This window comes from Phreatobacter sp. (assembly GCF_027532945.1).
In the GTDB taxonomy this organism is placed as follows: domain Bacteria; phylum Pseudomonadota; class Alphaproteobacteria; order Rhizobiales; family Phreatobacteraceae; genus Phreatobacter.
This window is the reverse complement of record NZ_JAPZTZ010000016.1, coordinates 15,471-35,655: the sequence shown is the minus strand read 5'-3', so window position 1 is coordinate 35,655 and position 20,185 is coordinate 15,471. Positions and strand designations below refer to the sequence as shown.

The 20,185-nt window shown below is 68.6% G+C and carries 16 protein-coding genes; 14 read left to right on the top strand and 2 right to left on the bottom strand.

The window, feature by feature from the left end; all coding sequences use genetic code 11:
* Window positions 1–54 precede the first annotated feature (54 nt).
* On the top strand, window positions 55–696 hold the full coding sequence (locus O9344_RS12645) for a VTT domain-containing protein (protein ID WP_298477596.1): 642 nt from the start codon (window positions 55–57) through the stop codon (window positions 694–696).
* 54 nt (window positions 697–750) lie between these two features.
* Window positions 751–1,869 (top strand): FAD-dependent oxidoreductase, encoded by a 1,119-nt coding sequence (locus O9344_RS12640; RefSeq protein ID WP_298477594.1) that lies wholly within the window; start codon window positions 751–753, stop codon window positions 1,867–1,869.
* Between the two features lie 48 nt (window positions 1,870–1,917).
* Here the strand turns inward: O9344_RS12640 and O9344_RS12635 are convergent, their stop codons facing one another.
* Together O9344_RS12635 and O9344_RS12630 are read right to left on the bottom strand one after the other, a co-directional pair.
* A complete protein-coding gene (locus tag O9344_RS12635; protein WP_298477591.1) occupies window positions 1,918–2,694 on the bottom strand; it encodes an SDR family oxidoreductase in 777 nt (258 codons plus the stop codon).
* An 11-nt stretch (window positions 2,695–2,705) separates the two neighbouring features.
* The gene (locus O9344_RS12630; protein WP_298477587.1) at window positions 2,706–3,419 is read right to left on the bottom strand and encodes a GntR family transcriptional regulator; all 714 of its coding nucleotides are present in this window, start codon (window positions 3,417–3,419) and stop codon (window positions 2,706–2,708) included.
* A 194-nt stretch (window positions 3,420–3,613) separates the two neighbouring features.
* Between O9344_RS12630 and O9344_RS12625 the strand changes: the two genes are divergently transcribed.
* The 12 genes from O9344_RS12625 to O9344_RS12570 all read left to right on the top strand — a co-directional run bounded on the left by O9344_RS12625 (window position 3,614) and on the right by O9344_RS12570 (window position 20,173).
* Entirely contained in the window at window positions 3,614–4,882 is a 1,269-nt protein-coding gene (locus O9344_RS12625; protein ID WP_298477581.1) for an ABC transporter substrate-binding protein, read from the top strand.
* 161 nt (window positions 4,883–5,043) lie between these two features.
* On the top strand, window positions 5,044–5,922 hold the full coding sequence (locus O9344_RS12620) for a branched-chain amino acid ABC transporter permease (protein WP_298477578.1): 879 nt from the start codon (window positions 5,044–5,046) through the stop codon (window positions 5,920–5,922).
* Window positions 5,923–5,926: 4 nt separating this feature from the next.
* A complete protein-coding gene (locus O9344_RS12615) occupies window positions 5,927–8,452 on the top strand; it encodes a branched-chain amino acid ABC transporter ATP-binding protein/permease (protein ID WP_298477859.1) in 2,526 nt (841 codons plus the stop codon).
* 48 nt (window positions 8,453–8,500) lie between these two features.
* Entirely contained in the window at window positions 8,501–9,427 is a 927-nt protein-coding gene (locus O9344_RS12610; RefSeq protein WP_298477575.1) for a 3-hydroxyacyl-CoA dehydrogenase, read from the top strand.
* 38 nt (window positions 9,428–9,465) lie between these two features.
* On the top strand, window positions 9,466–10,398 hold the full coding sequence (locus O9344_RS12605) for a 3-keto-5-aminohexanoate cleavage protein (protein WP_298477572.1): 933 nt from the start codon (window positions 9,466–9,468) through the stop codon (window positions 10,396–10,398).
* Between the two features lie 226 nt (window positions 10,399–10,624).
* On the top strand, window positions 10,625–11,788 hold the full coding sequence (locus O9344_RS12600; RefSeq protein WP_298477566.1) for an iron-containing alcohol dehydrogenase: 1,164 nt from the start codon (window positions 10,625–10,627) through the stop codon (window positions 11,786–11,788).
* A 517-nt stretch (window positions 11,789–12,305) separates the two neighbouring features.
* Complete coding sequence (locus O9344_RS12595; protein ID WP_298477563.1) at window positions 12,306–12,395, top strand: potassium-transporting ATPase subunit F; 90 nt, start codon at window positions 12,306–12,308, stop codon at window positions 12,393–12,395.
* 13 nt (window positions 12,396–12,408) lie between these two features.
* The gene (gene kdpA / locus O9344_RS12590; RefSeq protein WP_298477560.1) at window positions 12,409–14,100 is read left to right on the top strand and encodes a potassium-transporting ATPase subunit KdpA; all 1,692 of its coding nucleotides are present in this window, start codon (window positions 12,409–12,411) and stop codon (window positions 14,098–14,100) included.
* An 11-nt stretch (window positions 14,101–14,111) separates the two neighbouring features.
* Window positions 14,112–16,175, top strand: a complete 2,064-nt coding sequence (kdpB, locus tag O9344_RS12585; RefSeq protein WP_298477557.1) for a potassium-transporting ATPase subunit KdpB — start codon at window positions 14,112–14,114, stop codon at window positions 16,173–16,175.
* 11 nt (window positions 16,176–16,186) lie between these two features.
* A complete protein-coding gene (gene kdpC, locus O9344_RS12580; RefSeq protein ID WP_298477553.1) occupies window positions 16,187–16,780 on the top strand; it encodes a potassium-transporting ATPase subunit KdpC in 594 nt (197 codons plus the stop codon).
* Window positions 16,781–16,784: 4 nt separating this feature from the next.
* Window positions 16,785–19,484 carry a sensor histidine kinase KdpD gene (locus O9344_RS12575; RefSeq protein WP_298477550.1) on the top strand — a complete coding sequence of 900 codons (2,700 nt, stop codon included), beginning with the start codon at window positions 16,785–16,787 and terminating at the stop codon, window positions 19,482–19,484.
* Window positions 19,481–20,173: a response regulator gene (locus O9344_RS12570; protein ID WP_298477548.1), complete on the top strand. Its 693-nt coding sequence runs from the start codon at window positions 19,481–19,483 to the stop codon at window positions 20,171–20,173. The genes O9344_RS12575 and O9344_RS12570 overlap by 4 nt, the downstream gene beginning before the upstream one ends.
* The last annotated feature ends 12 nt before the right edge of the window (window positions 20,174–20,185 follow it).

Below are 20,185 nucleotides of genomic sequence, written 5' to 3'. Positions count from 1 at the left end.
CTGTGGGCCGCTGTGGCGATCGTTGGCCTGCTTGTTGGGCTGAGGTGGTCGGGATTGGCGGACCAGCTGTCGCTGGACACGCTACGGACCCACCGGGGAGTGCTGCAGGACTGGGTCGCGGGGCATCCGCTCGGCGCCGCCCTCGCCTATATGGCGGTCTATGTGGCGGCGGTTGCCGTGTCCCTCCCCGGCGCGGTGTTTCTCACGCTCGCCGGCGGGTTCCTGTTCGGGGCCCTGTCCGGCACCTTGTTCACCGTCGTGGCCGCAACCCTTGGCGCAACGCTGATCTTTCTCTTCGCCCGCACCATGTTCGGCGCCGATGCCCTGGAGCGGTTCGGCCCCGCCGCTGCCGCCATGGCGGCGGGCGTCCGGCGCAATGCCGCCTCCTATCTGCTCGTCCTCCGTCTCGTCCCCATGTTCCCGTTCTTCGTGGTGAACCTCGTCCCCGCCCTGATCGGCGTGCCCCTGCGGACCTATGTGGCGACGACCTTTGTCGGGATCATCCCGGCAACGGCCGTCTTCTCGGTCACCGGTGCCGGTCTCGGTGCCGTTCTCGACCGCGGGGAGACCCTGTCGCCGGCATCCATCGTCACCCCTGAGATCATCATCGGCCTGTGCGGCCTTGCTCTCCTGTCGCTTGTCGCGATTCCGCTGCGAAAATGGCTCTCCCGATCCGAGGAGGCATCCAATCCATGACCCGTTCGGGCGCGGCGACTCGTGGAACGCCCGTCAGCACGGACAGGCCGTTGCATGGATGACCACCGCATCGTTCTGATCGGCGGAGGCCACAGCCATGTCCTGGTGCTTCGGGCTTTCGCGGAGCGTCCCGAGCCGCGGGTCAGGCTGACGCTGGTGAGCGACCGCCTGGAAGCGCCCTATTCGGGCATGCTGCCGGGGCACATTGCCGGTCTCTATACGCGCGCGGCCATGCATATCGACCTCCAGGGCCTTGCTGCTCGCTGCGCGGCGGACATCGTGCCTCAGGCCGCGGTCGGCATCGACAGGACAGGCCGCAGGGTTGTCCTCGCGGATGGAAGCCTTGTTCCCTACGACACGCTCTCGCTGAACATCGGCATCACGCCCGACCGCTCGTCCGTCAGGGGGGCGGACCGGTATGCGCTGGCGCTCAAGCCGATCGGAAGCCTCCTTGCGAAGCTGGATGAGGCGTTTGGTGGAGCAGGAGCGCCGACGGGTCCCGGTCGCATTCTGGTGGTCGGGGGCGGACCTGCGGGAGTCGAGATCGCCCTTGCCTTGCGGGCTCGGCTCACCCGCGGCGCGCGCCAGCCCTGGATCGGCATCGCGACGGGTCGCGGCCTTGTCCCCCGCCTCAATCATCGCGCCAGGAGCAAATTGGCGATGATTCTGGCGCGCAAGAACATCGAGGTCCTGTCGCCCTGTCGGATCGATGAGGTCCACCCGGATGGCGCAAGGGATCACGATGGCCGGTGGATCGCCGCGGACCTGACGATCATGGCGACCGCGGCCAGGGGACAGCCCTGGCTCGCAGGAACGGATCTCCCTCTCTCGGCGGATGGATCGGTAATGGTCCGCAGCACGCTTGCCTGCACCGGCGATGACGCGGTTTTCGCCGCGGGAGACTGCGCCGAGCTGATGGGTGAACCGCTTGAGAAGGCGGGCGTCTATGCCGTGCGGCAAGGTCCGGTGCTTGCCCAAAACCTGCGCCGGCGAAGCCGCGGGGAGCCGCCAATCGCCTACCGGCCACAGGGCCGGGCGCTCTCCATCCTGTCCACTGGCGATGGTCGGGCCGTTGCCGCCTGGGGGGACGGGTTTGCCGTCGAGGGGCGGTGGGTCTGGTGGTGGAAGGACTGGATCGACCAGCGCTTTGTTGGGGGCTTTTCGGTCCGCTGAGGACGGACGCCGAGCGGCTCTCCCCCATCTCCCCACAGCGCGCCGGCGTCAGGTCAGCATCTGCATGTCGCCGCAGATCGACAGGGCCTGGCCTGAGATGGTCCGGCCCTTTGGGGATGCCAGGAACAGCATCTGGTCGGCGAGCTGACGAGCCGTGACGAAGGTCTTGAGCGACGTGTAGGCCATCGCCTGGTTCTCCATCTCGCGGAAGGACACGCCGCGCGACTGGGCCTTGGCTTCCAGCACCCGCCGGATCCTGTCGCCCTCGACGAGCCCCGGCAGGATGGCGTTGACGCGGATGCCGAACTCGCCAAGCTCGATGGCGAGCGACTTGGTGAAGCCGACGACGCCCCATTTCGCCGCCGCATAGGGCGTGCGCAGCGCGAAACCGAAGCGCCCGGCGACCGAGGCGAGATTGATGATCGAGGCGTTGGTGCTGCCCTTCAGATGCGGCACGGCGAGCCTTGCGCAGTTGAACTGGCTGGTGAGGCAGACCTCGATGCAGCGGTCCCAGTCCTCGGGATTGATCTCCTCGACACGGCCCGTGGGCCCGGCGATCCCGGCATTGTTGACGAGCACGTCGAGGCCGCCGAGCCGGTCGATGGCGGTGTCGAACAGCGCCTTGACCGCGCTCCGGTCGGCCACGTCGCACCAAGACGACGAGATCCCGGGATCGGTGGCCGCAAGCGCCGTGAGCGCCTCCCGGTCGACGTCGCAGACATGGACCTTGGCCCCCTCCTCGGCAAAGGCGCGCGCAACCTCACGACCAATGCCGTTCGCGCCAGCCGTCACCAGGACACGCAGCCCGCCGATGCCGAGATCCATGATCGTTCTCCCTATGCCCTGTCGCGGGCGGCCGCGAGGCCGCCACGCCCGATGATGAAATCAGCCGCGCCGCGGATGTCGGCGGCAATGGCCGCCCGTGCCGCGGCACCGTCCCGCCGGGTGATGGCGGCAAGTGCGTTGGCGTGGAACCGGATCGCCCCGCCCCGCGCCAGGCGATCCGGATTGGCGCCGAGATCGAGATTGAGCACCGGTCCAGCCTTGAGCCAAAGCGCACCAATGATCTCGACAAGAGTCGGCAGGCCCGCCGCCTCGTAAATGGCGAAATGCAGGTCCTTGTTGATGCGTACGGCCTCAGACAGGTCGGCGTTCGGCTGGCCGCCGAGCGCCCGGAAGGCGCTCTCATGCGCCGCGATGCGTGCGATGGCCTCGCTACCGGCCGCCGCCGCGGCAGTTTCCGCCGCGAAGCCCTCGATGGCGATGCGCACGGTGGTCAGTTCGCGGAACCCCTCCACAGACATGACCGGCACGCGCACGGCCCGGTTCGGGGTGACCTCCAGCGCATGGTCGGCCACAAGCCGGCTCACCGCCTCGCGCACCGGCATCATGCTGGTGCCGAGCGCCAGCGCCGTCGCCCGAAGGGAGATCTTGTCGCCCGGCGCCAGCCGGCCGGCCATCAGCAGCTCCCGCAGGTGACCATAGACGCGCTCGCCGAGCGTCTCCCGCTCCAGCGGGCCGATCGTGGTGAGGGCGTCGGCGACGCTCATCGGGGCTCCGGGCTGCGACCTTTCTGTCCGGCGGCCCGCCACCCCTGCGAAGGGACTGGACAAAGCGCCGCCAATGAGAAACCCTAACTGTGATCACAGATCACGGCAAGCTTCGGCTGGCCGTCGGCGAGGAGCGGCCAACGCGCCCGCCGGTGTGACGCAGGGCCTGGAAACGCACCTCGAGGAGACGTCCCATGACGGGCAATACGACCCCGGACCACAAGAGCCTGTCCCGCCGCACCGTGCTGAAGGCGTCGGCCGGCATCACGGCGCTCGGCGCCATTGGCGCCCCCGCCATCAGCTATGCCCAGGCCGAAACCATCAAGATCGGCCACATCACCCCCCGCACCGGCTTCCTCGGTCCTTTGGGCGAATATGCCGCCCAGGCGGTCCAGCTTGCGGCGGAGGAGATCAACGCCGCAGGCGGCGTCCTCGGCCGGCGGATCGAGCTCATCCTCGACGACAGCCCCAACCCGCAGCAGGCCTCCGCCAAGGCCGAGCGCCTCGTCCAGCGCGACAAGATCATCGCCCTGCTCGGCGAAATCTCCTCGGCTTCGGCCCTCGCCATCGCCCAGGTCGTCCAGCGCGAGAAGGTGCTGTTCATCAACACCGGCGCCAATTCGGACGCGCTGCGCGGCTCCGACTGCCAGAAATTCATGTTCCACATCGAGGCGCAGAACTCGATGTATGTGAAGGCGGTCGGCCGCTCGCTCATCCGCGACGGCCTCGTCTCGGGCAAGAGGTGGTACTCGCTGACGGCCGACTATGCCTTCGGCCACGACCTCCTGAACGTCGCCAAGCGCTACATGGCGGCGAATGGCGGCAACCATGCCGGCGACGACCTGATCCCGACCGACCTTGCGGACTTCTCGCCCTTCCTGCTGAAGATCCGTCAGGCCCGCCCGGACGTGGTCTGCCTCAACCTCGCAGGCACGCAGATCACCAACTTCCTCAAGCAATATGCCGAGTTCGGCCTCACCTTCCCGGTCGCCGGCTTCGGCTTCGACACGGCGCTGGCCTGGGGCGCGGGCCGCGGCAATTTCGGCGGCATCTGGCCGGTCGTCTGGCACCACCTGATCGATACGCCCGGCTCGAAGTCCTTCGTCAGCGGCTTCCAGCGGAAGTACAACCGGATGCCGGAGAACCAGGCCTGGGGCGACTATTGCTCGCTCAAGATCGTCGCGCAGGCGATCGCCGAGACGCGCGCGACCGATCCGGTGAAGATCGTCGAACATTTCGAGAAGGGCGCGAAGTTCGACCTCCTGAAGACCCGCGAGGGCTATTTCCGGGCCAAGGACCATCAGATGATGATGGAGATGTACGCGATCACCGCGCTCCCCGCGGCGCAGATCAGGAACCAGTACGACATCTTCACATCGTCGCCCCCGGTTCCGGCCGCCAACGAGAGCCTCGAGGTGATCGCGGCGACCGACGACGAGAACAAGTGCACGTTCCGGGCGTGACCTGACGGCAAGGCCGGGGCGGCGGATCTCGCCGCTCCGGTTGCCGTGCTACCTGGTCCCGGCTCCTCGCAAAGCGCCACTGCCGAACCTGCGGACCGCGCCGCGAGCGACCCCCTCCCCACGCCGAACGCCGATGCCATCCCGCAATCTGGACGGATTCCGTGCCTGACCTGATCCCGCTCCTGTCGCAGATCCTCAACGGCCTGCTTGCCGGGTCCTACTACCTGATGATCGCGCTCGGCCTGTCGATGATCTTTTCCCTCGGCGGCATCGTGAACCTCGCCCACGGGGCCTTCTATGCCATTGGCGCCTATCTCGCGGTCACGCTCGCCGACCGCATCGGCTTCGGCGGCGCGCTGGTGGTCTCTCCGCTGATCGTCGCGGTCATCGGCATGATCGTGGAGCGCTACCTGCTGCGCCGCTTCTACACGGCCGACCCCATCCTCGGCCTGTTGCTGACCTTCGGCCTGGCCATGGTCGCCGAGCAGGGCCTGCGCATGGCCTATGGCGCCGCGCCCATCCCCTTCTCCATCCCGCCGGAGCTGCGCGGTCAGGTCTTCATCGGCGACTTCGTCTATTCCCGCTACCGGCTCATCATCCTCGGCATCACCGCCCTGTCGGTGCTCGGCCTGTGGCTGCTGCTCACCCGCACGGCCTTCGGCAAGGTGGTGCGGGCCGGCGTGCAGAACCCCGACATGGTCGGCGCCCTCGGCATTTCGCTGAAGCCCTACATGACGGCGGTTGTAATGATCGGCGTCGGCCTCGCGGCTTTGGCCGGCGTGCTGATCGCGCCGATTGCCGGCGTCCACCCGGCCATGGGCCAGGAGATCATCACCTTCGCCTTCGTCGTGGTGGTCATCGGCGGTCTCGGCTCCTTCTGGGGGGTGGTGGCGGCAGCCGCCATCGTCGGCATGACCCGCGGCGTCGCGGCCCATTTCTACCCGGCCGCCACCGAGGCCTCGGTCTACCTGTTGATGGTCCTCGTCCTGCTGATGCGGCCGCGCGGCCTCTTCGGCGAGCGCATCCAGAAATTCGAGTGACATGATGACCCCGGCCCAGCGCAACCTTCTGGCGGCCATCGCGGCGCTTGTCGTCCTGCCCGTCTTCATGCTGTCGATCGGTCTGACCCTGACCTCGGCGACCGATGTGGTCATCTTCGCCATCGCCGCCCTCGCCCTCAACATCCTGGTCGGCCATACCGGCCTCGTCTCCTTCGGCCACGGCGCCTTCTTCGGCCTTGGCGCCTATGCCGCCGTGCTGGCGCAGCGCCATTTCTTTCCCGGCCAGATGCTCATGCCCATGGGCTTCGCCATCCTCTTCGTCGGCGTCGTCTCGGCAATCCTTGGCCTGCTCATCCTGCGGCGACGCGGCGTCTATTTCTCGCTGCTGACCCTCGCCATGACAGCGGTCGCCTACACCGTGTCCTTCCGCTGGACAGACCTGACGGGCGGTGAGAACGGCCTCGGCGGCGTGGTGCGGCCCGACTGGGGCTTTGCCAACCTCAACAATGGCTGGGTGTTCTATACGGTCGTTGCCCTTGTCGGTTTCTTCGTGGTCGTCCTGCTGCAGCGGTTCCACGGCTCGCCGGTCGGCACCGTGCTCGTCGCCATCCGCGAGAACGAGGTCCGCGCCCGCTTCGTCGGCTATGACACCGACCGCTACAAGCTGATCGCCTTCACCCTGTCGGCCACGCTGACGGGATTTGCCGGCGTGCTCTCGGCCTTCCACCACCGCTTCACCTCCGCCGATCCCATCGCCATCCAGTTCTCCGGCGAGCTCCTCGCCATGGTGGTGATCGGCGGCATGCGCTCCTTCATGGGGCCGGCGCTGGGCGCCCTCTTCTTCATGCTCTTCCGCGAGTATCTCTCGCTCTACACCTCAAGCTGGCTGCTGATCTTCGGCCTCCTGTTCGTCGGCTTCATCATCTTCTCGCCGACCGGCCTCGTTGGCGTCGCCGGGCGGATCATGGCGCCCTTCCGCAAGGTGCCGGAGACCGATGCGGCCATGGCGGCGCGGCGGGTCGAGGCCGTCGGGCCGGTGCCGCCCGCCTTCATCCGCGAGGGCGCGACGGCGCCGGGTCAGCCGGTCCTCGCCGTCGACGACATCGCCAAGAGCTTCGGCGGCATCAAGGCGGTGCGCGGCGTGTCCTTCGCCGTCCGCGACCGTACACTCCACGCCCTCATCGGCCCCAACGGCGCCGGCAAGACCACGGCCTTCAACCTGCTGTCGGGCATGTTCCCGCCGGATCGCGGTTCAGTGCGCCTCGACGGCCGCGAGGTCGGCGGATTATCGCCACAGGCCATCACCCAGGCCGGGGTCGGGCGGTCCTTCCAGATCACCAATCTTTTCCCCGGGCTCACCATCGAGGAAAATGTCCGCCTCGCCGTCCAGGCCCGCCATTCCGGCCGCTTCGGCCTGTGGGCGGAGGCGAGCGCCCTCCCCGGCCTCAAGGACGACACGACGACCCTCATCCGCTATCTCGGCCTCGCCGGCATCGAGCAGGCGGAGGCGGGCGCCCTCTCCTATGGCGGCCAGCGTCTCGTCGACATGGCGCTGGCCCTCGCCACGCGCCCGCGCATCCTCCTTCTCGACGAGCCGCTGGCAGGGCTTGCCGCTGCCGAGCGCAAGCGCGTCGGCGACATCATCAAGACCATTTCGGGCGACATTCCCGTGTTGCTGGTCGAGCATGACATCGACCGCGTGTTTCAGCTCGCCGACCACGTCACGGTGATGAATGACGGCGAGGTGCTGGTGGATGGCTCGGTGGAGGAGGCGCGCTCCTCCGAAAAGGTCCAGGCCGTCTATCTCGGCTCCGGCGCCCATGCCGTGGCCGCCAAGGAGCGGGCCTCTGCCGCGACGCAGGACACGCTGCTCTCGCTCGACACGGTCAACACCTTCTACGGCAAGAGCCACATCCTCAACGACGTCAGCTTCACCCTCCGCTCCGGCGAGATCGTCGCCCTGCTCGGCCGCAACGGGGCCGGCAAGTCGACCGTCCTCAAGACCATCACCGGCATCGCCCAGCCGGCCTCGGGCACGATCACGCTGGCCGGCGAGACGCTGTCGGGCCTAGCAGCGGACCAGGCGGCGCGGCGCGGCATCGGCTACGTGCCCCAGGGCCGCGGCCTCTTCGCCGGCATGTCGGTGAAGGACAACCTCATGCTCGGCCGCCTCCGCCGCCTCACCGGCGCCGGGCGCCACTGGGACGAGGAGCGCGTCCTCGACTTCTTCCCGCGCCTCAAGGAGCGCTGGACCACGCCCGCCGACTTCCTCTCCGGCGGCGAGCAGCAGATGGTCGCGGTGGCGCGCGCCCTTGTCGGCGACACCCGCGTGCTGCTCCTCGACGAGCCCTTCGAAGGCCTGTCGCCGGCCATCACCGAGGAACTGTTCGAGGCCTTCGACAAGCTGCGCCACGACGTCTCGATCATCATCGTCGACCACCATCTCGACCTGGCGCTGGCGCTCTCCGACCGGACGGTCGCGCTGGAGCGCGGCGCGGTGACCTGGGCAGGCGCTTCGCGCGACCTGCGCGAGGACCAGGATCTCCGCCGCAAGGTGCTGTGGCTGTGACGAGCCCGCGCTTCCACCCAAACTTCATTGCCAGGAAGGGCAACTGACATGCCGAAGGTCGCCATCATCGGATCGGGCCTGATCGGCCGGGCCTGGGCCACGGTCTTCTGCAGCCACGGCTGGACGACGGCGCTCTACGATCCCGTCCCCGGCGTCGCCAAAGCGGCCAAGGCCCATATCCGCCGCAACCTCGCCGAACTCGCCGAACTCGGGCTCGTCGAGGACCCGAAGGGCTCGGCGGCAAGGCTCATCGCCTGCGGTAGCCTCGCCGAGGCCCTCGCCGGCGCCGCCCTCGTCCAGGAGAACGGGCCGGAGACGGTGGCGGCCAAGATCGCCATCCACACCGAGATCGACACCCTGGCACCGGCATCGGCCATCGTCGTCTCCTCGACCTCCTTCCTCTTCGCCTCGCTCTGGGCCAAAGACCTGAAGCACCGCTCGCGCGTGCTGGTCGCCCATCCGGTCAACCCGCCGCACCTCGTGCCCATCGTCGAGCTCTGTCCCTCGCCCTGGACGGACCCGAAAGTGGTCGAGAAGGCGCGCGGCCTCTATGCCCGTGCCGGCCAGGTCCCGATCATCGTGCGCAAGGAGGTCGACGGCTTCGTCCTGAACCGCCTGCAGGCCGTGCTGATGGCCGAGGCCTTCGACCTCGTCGGCTCCGGCGTCGTCTCGCCGGAGGACCTCGACAAGACCATCCGCGACGGGCTCGGCCTGCGCTGGAGCTTCATGGGGCCCTTCGAGACCATCGAACTCAATGCCCCCGGCGGCATCCCCGACTACAACCGCCGCTATGGGCCGAGCCTCACCCGCCTGACCGGCCGCAAGGTGTTCACCGCCGCCAACGAAGCCGCGATCATGGCGGAATGGCCGGGCGAGCAGACGCCCGAGCGCATAGCCCGCCTGTCGAAATGGCGCGACAGCCGTTTGGCGGCCTTGAAGGCCCACAAACGCGGCGCGAAGAAGAAGCCAGCCTGATCCTCGCCTGTCCCGCATGCCGACGTAAGGAGCCACGCATGGCCAAGTCGAAGAAAGTCATCATCACCTGCGCCATCACCGGCTCGATCCACACGCCGACCATGTCGGAGCACTTGCCGGTGACCGCGCAGGAGATCGCGGAGAATGCGATCGCCGCGGCGGAGGCCGGCGCGGCCATCGTCCACCTCCACGCGCGCGACCCGAAGGACGGCCGGCCCGACCAGTCGATCGAGGCCTATGCGCCCTTCCTGAAGGTGATCAAGCAGGCCTCCAACGTCGCCATCAACATCACCACCGGCGGCTCGCAGACGATGACCGTCGACGAGCGGGTGAAGCCTGCCGCGCACTACGCGCCCGAGGTGGCGAGCCTCAACATGGGCACGATGAACTTCGGCCTCTATCCGATGCTGGAGCGCTACAAGGAGTTCAAATACGACTGGGAGCGCCCCTATCTCGAGGGCTCGCGCGCCGGCATGTTCAAGAACACGCTTGCCGACATCGAGTACATCCTCACCACCTGCGCCAACAATGGCACCCGCTTCGAGGTGGAGTGCTACGACATCGGCCACCTCTACACCCTGCGCCACTTCGCCGACCGCGGCGTCATCAAGCCGCCCTTCTTCATCCAGTCGGTCTTCGGCATCCTCGGCGGCATCGGCGGCCATTACGAGGACGTGGTGATGATGAAGCGCACGGCCGACCGGCTGTTTGGCGATCAGTACCAGTGGTCCGTGCTCGGCGCCGGGCGCAACCAGATGACCATCGCCGCCATGGCGCTCGCCATGGGTGGCAATGTCCGCGTCGGCCTTGAGGACTCGCTGTGGATCGGCCCCGGCAAGCTCGCGAAGAACAATGCCGAGCAGGTCACCAAGGTGCGCCAGATCATCGAGGGCATGGGGCTGGAGATCGCCACCCCCGACGACGCCCGCGAGATCCTCGGCCTCAAGGGCGGCGACAAGGTCAATTTCTGACGCCCCTATCGGGCAGTTCCAGGCCGCACAGGGATCTGCGCTCCCACCGCGACGATGGGCGACCTCCGGCACAACCGGCATGGTGCAATCCATATGTCGCGGTGGCCGGCCCGGCTCCCGGTCAAAAGGGCATCAACGAACCGCAGGCTTGTCCCCATCGTCGAACCGGCAGCACCATTGAGGGAGAAGGCGTCGTCGCCTGAACGGTGCTGCCATGGAGCCGCTCATGTCCACCCATGCCACTCCCCCGGCCGGCCGTTTCGCCCTCCTCGACCAGAAGGCTGTCGCATGGGGCCAGTCGCTCGACGCAGCCCTCGCCGAGGAGGTGAGCAAGCGCGGCACCCGACGGCTGTTCATCGTCACCACCCGTTCGCTTGCCGAGCGGGCGGCGGCGCTGGCCAAGGCCCATGATGGCCTTGATGCGGTGGAGGTCGAGGATGCCATCCCCGCCCATACGCCCATGCCCTCGGTCTTCGCGCTGGCTCAGCGCCTCGCCGCCTTCCGCCCGGACCTCATCCTGGCGCTTGGCGGCGGCAGCGTGATCGACGCGGTGAAGATCGCCGGCCTCATCCAGGCCGAGGCTATCGGCGACCGCGAGACGCTGATTGCCCGCTCCATGCAGAAGGGCGGCCAGCCCCTGGCGGTGGCGAATCCGCCGCGCTACATCGCGGCCCCGACGACGCTGTCAGGCGCGGAGTTCGGCGCCATCGGCGGATCGGTCGATCCGCAGACGCGCATCAAGTTCGGCTTCGCAGCATCCTGGTTTCCGGCCGAGACGGTCATTTTCGATCCGGCCCTTGGCCAGGCGACGCCGGAAGGACTGTGGCTGTCCAGCGGCGTCCGGGCGATCGATCATGCGGTGGAGGCCATCCTGTCACCCGACGCCAATCCCTTCATCGACGGCTGCGCCCTGCATGCGCTGCGCCTCCTCGGCAGCAGCCTTCGGGTGACCAGGGCTGATCCCGGCGATCGTCTGGCCCGCCAGGACAGCCAGTTCGGCGTCTGGCTCGCATCGCAAAGCGTCGGCCGCGTGCGCTATGGCGCGAGCCACGGGATCGGCCATCAGCTCGGCGCAGTCGCGGGCGTCGCCCATGGCCACACCTCCTGCGTCATGCTGCCGGCAGTGATGAGGTGGAATGCCGGCCATGTCGGCGGCCGCGACCGGTTGGTCCACGAGGCTGTGGATGCGAGCGCCCCGGACGCGGCGACGGCGGTGGCGCGGCTCATCGCTGATCTTGGCCAGCCCTGCCGTCTGGCGGATGTCGGCGTGCGCGAGGACCAGTTCGAGCGCATCGCCGAGCTGGCGATGAGCAACCCCTTCGTGAAGGCGAATCCCCGCCCGATCACCGGCCCGGCTGACGTGCTGGCGATCCTGCAGCTGGCGGCGTGACGGGATCGGCAGGATCAACCAGGCGGCACAGTAGCGGCACCTCCAACGGGGCTCAGAAAAAGCAATAAATAATATTTATTTTCAATAATTTATAACCCCCATCACAAGCATAGTCATACCGATTTTGCGCCCAAATTCCCACCGGCCGCTGACGCCTGGAGAAAGCGCGCGGCAGCGCGATCATGCCAGACCGGTGGCCCGGCTTGGGCTCATCAACGCAGCGCGCAAGGAACACACTCTTATTGAGCCCAAAGCGGACCTTACGGAGCCCCATTTCCAGCTAGCCCGGAACTGGCGGCAGGAACCACCGCCCCCTGCATCGTCTGGGCTTTACGCTCGCCTTACGCCCCGCGCCACCTTCCGCATCGCGGCTTTACGCACCGCGCTCCTAGCCTCCGGATCTCATCATCCGGAGCCATTCCCATGTGGATCGACCTCTTGTTCCTCGCCGGCGGGCTTGCCGGCTTCGCCCTGGTGGCCGCCGCCGTCACCGGCGCCGAGCGCGTGTGAGGCGGCAATGACCTTCGATATCGGCCTCGGCCTCGCCTTCGCACTCTTCGCCCTCGGCTACCTCACGGTCGCCCTGCTGCGTCCCGAGCGCTTCTGAAAGACCCCATCCCATGACACCCGACCTTCTCCAGGCCGCGCTCTACGCGGCCCTGCTCGTCGTCATCGCCGTGCCGCTCGGCCTCTACATGGCCCGCGTCTTCTCCGGCGAGGCCACGTTCCTCGCCCCGCTCGAGCGCGCGCTGCTCGCTCCCGCCGGCATCCGCGGCGAGGAAGGCCAGCACTGGACGCGCTATGCGCTGTCGCTCATCGCCTTCAACGCCGCCGGATTTCTGGTGCTTTTCCTGCTGCTGCGCTTCCAGAACCTGCTGCCGCTGAACCCGCAGGGCTTCGATGGCGTTCCGGCGCATCTCGCCTTCAACACCGCCATCTCCTTCGTCACCAACACCAACTGGCAGTCCTATGGCGGCGAGACGACGCTCTCGCACCTCTCCCAGATGGTCGGCCTGACGACGCAGAACTTCGTCTCGGCCGCCTCCGGCATGGCGGTCGCTGCTGCCGTTGCCCGCGGCTTCGCCGGCCGCCAGGTGCGCACCATTGGCAATTTCTGGAGCGACCTCGTCCGCTCCGTCCTCTACGTGCTGCTGCCGCTCTCCGTGCTGCTCGCCATCGCCTTCGTCGCCACCGGCATGCCGCAGACGCTGGCGGCCTCGGTGGACGCAACGACGGTCGAGGGCGGCCGGCAGACCCTGGCGCTCGGGCCGGTGGCCAGCCAGATTGCGATCAAGCAGCTCGGCACCAATGGCGGCGGCTTCTTCAACGTCAATTCCGCCCATCCCTTCGAGAACCCGACCGCCATCTCGAACCTTCTGTCGCTCCTCGCCATCCTCGCCCTGCCGGTAGCCTTCTGCTTCACCTATGGCCGCATGGTCGGCGATCGCCGCCAGGGCGTCGCCCTCTTCGCCGCCATGGGCGTGATGCTCGTCCTCGCCTTCGTGGTGCTCTATGCGGCCGAGCGCATCGGCAACCCGCTCCATGCCGGCCTCGTCGCCCCCGGTTCCGGCAATATGGAGGGCAAGGATGTCCGCTTCGGCATCATCGGCTCGGCGCTCTGGGCGGTGGCCACGACGGCCGCCTCCAACGGCTCGGTCAATGCCATGCATGACAGCCTGACGCCGCTCGGCGGCCTCGTCGCCATGCTGCAGATGCAGCTCGGCGAGATCGTCTTCGGCGGCGTCGGCGTCGGCCTCACCGGCATGCTGCTCTTCGTCATTCTCACCGTCTTCCTCGCCGGTCTGATGGTCGGCCGCACGCCGGAATATCTCGGCAAGAAGATCGAGGCGCGCGAGGTGAAACTGGCGGCCCTGACGCTCATGGTCATGCCGATCGGCGCGCTGGCGTTGGCGGCCATCGCCATCGTCGCGGGCGCGGCGCAGGGCTCCATCCAGGATGCAGGCCCGCACGGCCTCTCGGAGCTGCTCTACGCCTATTCCTCCGCGACGGGGAACAACGGCTCGGCCTTTGCCGGCTTCAACGCCAACGTGCCGTTCCACAACACGATGCTGGGCCTTGCGATGATGCTCGGCCGCTTCGGATACATCGTGCCGATCCTCGCCATTGCCGGCTCGCTGGCGGCGAAGAAAACGGCTCCCGCCTCCGCCGGCACCTTCCCCACCCACGGCCCCGTCTTCGTCGTGCTGCTGGTGGTCACCATCCTGATCGTCGGCGCCCTCACCTTCCTGCCGGTCCTCGCCCTCGGCCCCATCGCCGAGCAGGTGTCGATCCTGGCGGCCAAGACCTTCTGAAAGTCCCCGCCATGACCCAGAGTCCCAACACCACCGCGCCGTCGCCGACCGCCGAGATCGGCCTGTTCGATGGCCGCATCCTCAAGGCCGCAGCTGTCCAGGCCTTCGCCAAGCTCGATCCGCGCGGCCTCGTCCGCAATCCCGTCATCTTCGTCACCGCGCTGGTGGCGGTGCTGGCCACCATTCTCGCCGCTCGCGAGGTCGCCAGTGGCGGCGTCAACGCCTTCATCGGCGTGCAGATCGCCATCTGGCTATGGTTCACCGTGCTCTTCGCCAATTTCGCCGAAGCCGTGGCCGAGGGCCGCGGCAAGGCCCGCGCCGACGCCTTCCGCGCGACGCGTTCGAGCGCCCGCGCCAAGGTGCTGGCGGACCCCTCGCGCCGCGACGTCTGGCAGGCGAAGGACATCGATGACGTCGCCATCGACGACGTGATCCTCGTCGAGGCCGGCGACACGGTGCCGACCGATGGCGAGGTGATCGAGGGCGTCGCCTCGGTGGACGAGAGCGCCATCACCGGCGAGAGCGCCCCGGTCATCCGCGAATCCGGCGGCGATCGCTCCTCCGTCACCGGCGGCACGCGGCTCGTCTCGGACTGGCTGGTGGTGCGCGTCACCGCCCGCCAGGGCGAGACCTTCCTCGACCGGATGATCGCGCTGGTCGAGGGCGCCAAGCGCCAGAAGACGCCGAACGAGATCGCCCTCGACATCCTGCTCGCAGGCCTGACGTTGGTCTTCCTCTTCGTCGTGGTGACGCTGCCGGTCTTCGCCTCCTGGTCGAACACCGAGATCCCCGTGATCTATCTGGCCGCCCTGTTCATCACGCTGATCCCGACGACGATCGGCGGTCTGCTCTCGGCCATCGGCATTGCCGGCATGGACCGCCTGGTGAAGGCCAATGTCGTGGCCAAGTCCGGCCGCGCCGTGGAAGCCGCCGGTGACATTGACGTGCTGCTGCTCGACAAGACCGGCACGATCACCTTCGGCAACCGCATGGCCGATGCCTTCGAGCCGGTCCCCGGTGTCGCGGAGCGCGACCTCGCCGAGGCGGCCTGCCTCGCCTCGCTGGCCGACGATACGCCGGAGGGCAAGTCCATCGTCGATCTCGCCGCCCGCAAATTCGGGATCACCCGCACCGACCGGGTCGGCATGACCTTCGTCCCCTTCACCGCCCAGACCCGCATGTCGGGCGTCGACCTCGCCGGTGGCACCGCCATCCGCAAGGGCGCCTCAGACGCGATGCTGCGGCTCGTCGGCCGGCCGGCCGATGCGGCGCTCGAGGGCATCGTCCGCAAGATCGCCATGAGCGGCGGCACGCCGCTCGTCGTCGCCCGGGGCGACCGCGTTCTCGGCGTCGTCCACCTCAAGGACATCGTGAAGCCCGGCATCCGCGAGCGCTTCGCCGAATTGCGCCGCATGGGCATTCGCACGGTGATGATCACCGGCGACAACCCGCTCACCGCCGCGGCCATCGCCGCGGAGGCCGGCGTCGACGATTTCCTCGCCGAGGCGACCCCGGAGCGCAAGCTCGAGCTCATCCGCAAGGAGCAGGCCGAGGGCCGCCTCGTGGCCATGTGCGGCGACGGCTCCAACGACGCGCCCGCCCTCGCCCAGGCCGATGTGGGCGTCGCCATGAATTCCGGTACGCCCGCCGCCAAGGAGGCAGGCAACCTCATCGACCTCGACAGCGACCCGACCAAGCTCATCGAGATCGTGCTGGTCGGCAAGCAGCTGCTCATCTCGCGCGGTGCGCTGACGACCTTCTCCATCGCCAATGACGTGGCGAAGTACTTCGCAATCCTCCCGGCGCTGTTCGTCACGGCCTATCCCGGCCTCGCCGTGCTGGACGTGATGGGCCTCGGCACGCCCCAGTCGGCGATCCTGTCGGCGATCATCTTCAACGCGCTGGTCATCGTCGCGCTGATCCCCATTGCCCTGAAGGGCGTCTCCTACGTGCCGTCCTCGGCCTCCGCCCTGCTCGCCCGCAACCTCACGATCTATGGCCTCGGCGGCCTCGTCGTGCCCTTCATCGGCATCAAGGCGATCGACATCATCGTCGATCTCCTGCGCCTCGCCTAAAGGAGGCTTCCATGCTCACCCTGCTGCGTCCCGCCCTCGTCCTGACGGCGCTCTTCACCGTGCTGACCGGCCTCGCCTATCCCCTAGCGATCACCGGCCTCGCCCAGGGGCTCATGCCCCGCCAGGCCAACGGCTCCCTGATCACGCGCGGCGACCGCGTCGTCGGTTCGGAACTGATCGGCCAGGCCTTCGCCGGCCCGCGCTATATCCATGCCCGCCCGTCTGCGGCGACCAGCGCCGCCGATCCCGCCGACGCCACCAAGACGGTGGATGCGCCGTACAACGCCGCCGCGTCCAGCGGCTCGAACCTCGGCCCCTCGTCCAAGGCGCTGCTCGAGGCGATGCAGGCGCGTGCCGACGCGCTGGGCGTGGCGCAGGCGCCGGCCGACCTCGTCACCGCTTCGGCCTCGGGCCTCGACCCGCACATTTCACCGGCTGCGGCGCTGATGCAGGCGGCCCGCGTCGCCACCGCCCGGGGCGTCGCGCCTGCCCGAGTCGAGGCCCTGGTGCAACGGCACGTGGAAGGGCGTAGTTTCGGGGTGATCGGCGAACCGCGCGTCAACGTTCTTGCGCTCAACCTCGCCCTCGACGCTGAACTTCCCTGAGCGCATGCCGACGACAGAACCCGACCGCCCCGATCCCCAAGCCCTGCTCGACGCGCATCGCCGCGACGGGCGCGGCCGGCTCAAGGTCTTCCTCGGCGCCTCGCCCGGCGTGGGGAAGACCTTCGCCATGCTAGAAGAGGCCCGGCAGCGTCAGCGCGCCGGGCGCGACGTGGTGGTGGCGCTGGTCGAGACCCATGGCCGTGCGGAAACAGCGGCCCTCGTCGCCAGCCTCGAGGTACTGCCGCGCAAGACGGTGCCCTATCGTGGCCAGATGCTGGAGGAGCTCGATCTCGACGGGCTGCTGGCGCGTCGCCCGCAGCTCGCCCTGATCGACGAGTTCGCCCATACCAACGTGCCGGGCGCCCGCCACCCGAAGCGCTGGCAGGACGTGGTGGAGGTGCTGGACGCGGGGATCGACGTCACCACAACGCTCAACATCCAGCATATCGAGAGCCTCAACGACGTCGTCGCCAGCATCACCGGCGTGCGCGTGCAGGAGACCGTGCCGGACGAGGTGCTGCAGCGGGCCGACGAGATCGAGCTGATCGACCTGCCGCCGGACGAGCTCATCAACCGGCTGCGCGACGGCAAGGTCTATGTGCCGCAGCAGGTGGGGAAGGCGCTAGAGAGCTTCTTCACCAAGGGCAACCTGACGGCACTGCGCGAACTTGCCCTGCGCACGGCGGCGAGCCGCGTCGACGCCGACATGCTCACCTACATGCAGGCCCATGCGGTGAAGGGCCCCTGGCCGACGCAGGAGCGGCTGCTGGTCTGCGTCAACGAGGCGCCGGTGGCCAAGGCCCTGGTGCGAGCCGGCAAGCGCATGGCCGACCGCGCCCGCATCCCCTGGATCGTCGCGACCGTCGTGACGCCGCGTCACGAGGCGCTCGGCGAGGAGGCGCGGGCGACAACGACCGAAGCGCTAAGGCTCGCCGAAACGCTGGGGGCGGAGGTCGTGACTCGCCACACCGAGAGGGACGTGGCGGCGGAGCTCCTTGCCTTCGCGCGTTCGCGCAACGTGACCCGGCTTGTGGTGGGACGTCCCCGCCAGCGCTGGCCCTGGGTGCTGCTGCGCGAGCCGGTGAGCGACAGGATCCTCGACCTCGCCACCGATTTCGAGGTGACGGTGGTCACCCATCGCGCCCGTGTCGAGCGGCGCCGGATTCTCTCCGCGCCCGACATGGCAGGCTGGCGCGACTGGGGCGCGATCCTCTCCGAGACCTGCGGCGCCATGGCGGCAGCCACCGCCATCGCCTGGCCCTTCTCGGCGCATCTGCCGGTCGCCTCCATCGCCGTGGTCTATCTCCTCGCCGTCTCCATCGTCGCCTTCCGGCAGGGGCTTGCGGCGGCACTGCTGGCCAGCGCGCTCGGCTTCCTCACCTACAATTTCTTCTTCACCACGCCCTATTACTCGCTGGCCGTCGAGCAGCACGAGGCGGTGGTGGCGCTGCTCGTCTTCCTCATCAGTGCGGTGTTCACAGGCACGCTGGCGAGCCGGCTCAAGGCCCAGGTCGATTCGATGCGTGCCGCGCGGCGCCGCACCGAGACGCTCTATGAATTCGCCCGCAAGATCGCCGCCGCGACCAAGGCCGATGACGTGCTCTGGGCAGCGGCGGCCCATATCGCCGTCACCCTCAATTGCCGTTCGCTCATCCTCATGCCCGGAGCCTCGGGGGCCCTCGAACAGGTCCAGGGCCATCCCTCCATCGAGGAGCTGGATGCCAAGGCCGAGGGCGCGGCCCGCTGGGCCTTCGAGCGCAACGAGCCGGCAGGCGCCGGCACCACCACGCTGCCAACCTCGGACTGGCTCTTCGTGCCGCTCGCAACCGCCCGCCGCATCCTCGGCGTCATCGGCGTGCAGTTCCGCGAGGCACAGGGGCTGGACCCTGAGACCAAGCGGCTGCTTCTCGCCGTGGAGGACCAGGTGGCCGTGGCACTGGAGCGCTTCACGCTGGCTGCCGATCTCGAGGATGCGCGCGTCAGCGCCGAGGGCGAGAAGCTGCGCGCGGCGCTTCTCAACTCGGTGAGCCACGACCTCAGGACGCCGCTCGTGACCGTCATCGGTGCTGTCACCACGCTCGCCGATGCCGAAACGGTGCTGACGGCGGAGAACCGGTCGGAGCTGATCGGCACGGCGCTGGACGAGGCCCGCCGTCTCGACCGCTATGTGCAGAACCTCCTCGACATGACCCGCCTCGGCCACGGGGCGCTGACCCCGAACGCGCAGAGCGTCGACCTGCGCGAGGTGGTCGGCCGGGTGCGCGGTGATCTTGCCCGCCCTCTCGCCGGCCACGAGGTCGTCGTCGACATGCCGCGCGATCTGCCCCGCGCCCTCGTCGATCCCGTGCTGATCGGCCAGGCCCTCGCCAATGTGGTGGAGAACGCCGCGAAGTATGGCCCGCCCGGCGGGCGCATCGTCATTGGTGGCCAGCCGACCGATGACATGGTGATCCTGACTGTCACCGATGACGGGCCGGGCATTCCCGCCGCCGACCGGGAGCGCGTCTTCGACCAGTTCTACCGTGCAGCCCGCGGCGACGGCGCCCCCTCGGGAACGGGCCTCGGGCTTGCCATCGTGCGCGGCTTCGTGGAAGCCCATGGTGGCCGCGTCAGCATCGACGCAGGGCCCGGGGGCCGCGGCACCGCCATCGCCCTCACCCTGCCCCGTGCGCCGGTGAACGAGCCGCCCGAGGAGGCGCGATGACGGAGAGCGCACAGTCGCTGCGCGTGCTGGTGGTCGAGGACGAGGCGCCGATCCGGCGGTTCCTCGGCATCATCCTCGGCAGCGCCGGGATGGCGGTGGAGGAGGCCTCGCGCGGCCGCGACGGCATCGAGCGGGCCGCGACCTCGGCGCCCGACGTGGTCGTCCTCGACCTTGGCCTGCCCGACATGGACGGCAAGGCGGTGGTGGCGGCCATTCGCGAATGGTCGCAGGTGCCGATCCTCGTCCTCTCGGTGCGCGACGGCGAGGGCGAGAAGATCGCCGCCCTTGATGCCGGTGCCGACGATTACGTGACCAAACCCTTCGCCGCGGGCGAATTGCTGGCACGTCTCAGAGCCCTCACGCGCAGCCGGCGGCCCACGGCTGCCGAGACACCGGCGGTGACCATCGGTGCACTCGCCATCGACCTCGCGCGCCGCACCGTGACCCTTGATGGCGCCGAGGTGAAGCTGACTCGCAAGGAATACGACGTGCTGGCGCTGCTCGCCCGCCATCACGGCCGCCTTTTCACCCATCGCCAGCTGCTGACGACGATCTGGGGTCCGGCCCATGTCGAGGACACCCATTACCTGCGCATCGCCGTTGGCCATATCCGCGACAAGCTCGGCGACGATGCGGCCGATCCGCGGTTCGTCCTGACGGAACCGGGCGTCGGCTACCGGCTGAAGTGATGCCTTAGTGGC

Bases quoted from the DNA above. Each gene is read 5' to 3' on its own strand.
- O9344_RS12615 (WP_298477859.1), top strand. From the start codon at position 5,927: ATGACCCCGGCCCAGCGCAACCTTCTGGCGGCCATCGCGGCGCTTGTC.
- O9344_RS12630 (WP_298477587.1), bottom strand. From the start codon at position 3,419: ATGAGCGTCGCCGACGCCCTCACCACGATCGGCCCGCTGGAGCGGGAG.
- O9344_RS12640 (WP_298477594.1), top strand. From the start codon at position 751: ATGGATGACCACCGCATCGTTCTGATCGGCGGAGGCCACAGCCATGTC.
- O9344_RS12605 (WP_298477572.1), top strand. From the start codon at position 9,466: ATGGCCAAGTCGAAGAAAGTCATCATCACCTGCGCCATCACCGGCTCG.
- kdpC (WP_298477553.1), top strand. From the start codon at position 16,187: ATGCTCACCCTGCTGCGTCCCGCCCTCGTCCTGACGGCGCTCTTCACC.
- O9344_RS12570 (WP_298477548.1), top strand. From the start codon at position 19,481: ATGACGGAGAGCGCACAGTCGCTGCGCGTGCTGGTGGTCGAGGACGAG.
- O9344_RS12610 (WP_298477575.1), top strand. From the start codon at position 8,501: ATGCCGAAGGTCGCCATCATCGGATCGGGCCTGATCGGCCGGGCCTGG.
- kdpA (WP_298477560.1), top strand. From the start codon at position 12,409: ATGACACCCGACCTTCTCCAGGCCGCGCTCTACGCGGCCCTGCTCGTC.
- O9344_RS12600 (WP_298477566.1), top strand. From the start codon at position 10,625: ATGTCCACCCATGCCACTCCCCCGGCCGGCCGTTTCGCCCTCCTCGAC.
- kdpB (WP_298477557.1), top strand. From the start codon at position 14,112: ATGACCCAGAGTCCCAACACCACCGCGCCGTCGCCGACCGCCGAGATC.
- O9344_RS12635 (WP_298477591.1), bottom strand. From the start codon at position 2,694: ATGGATCTCGGCATCGGCGGGCTGCGTGTCCTGGTGACGGCTGGCGCG.
- O9344_RS12625 (WP_298477581.1), top strand. From the start codon at position 3,614: ATGACGGGCAATACGACCCCGGACCACAAGAGCCTGTCCCGCCGCACC.
- O9344_RS12575 (WP_298477550.1), top strand. From the start codon at position 16,785: ATGCCGACGACAGAACCCGACCGCCCCGATCCCCAAGCCCTGCTCGAC.
- O9344_RS12595 (WP_298477563.1), top strand. From the start codon at position 12,306: ATGACCTTCGATATCGGCCTCGGCCTCGCCTTCGCACTCTTCGCCCTC.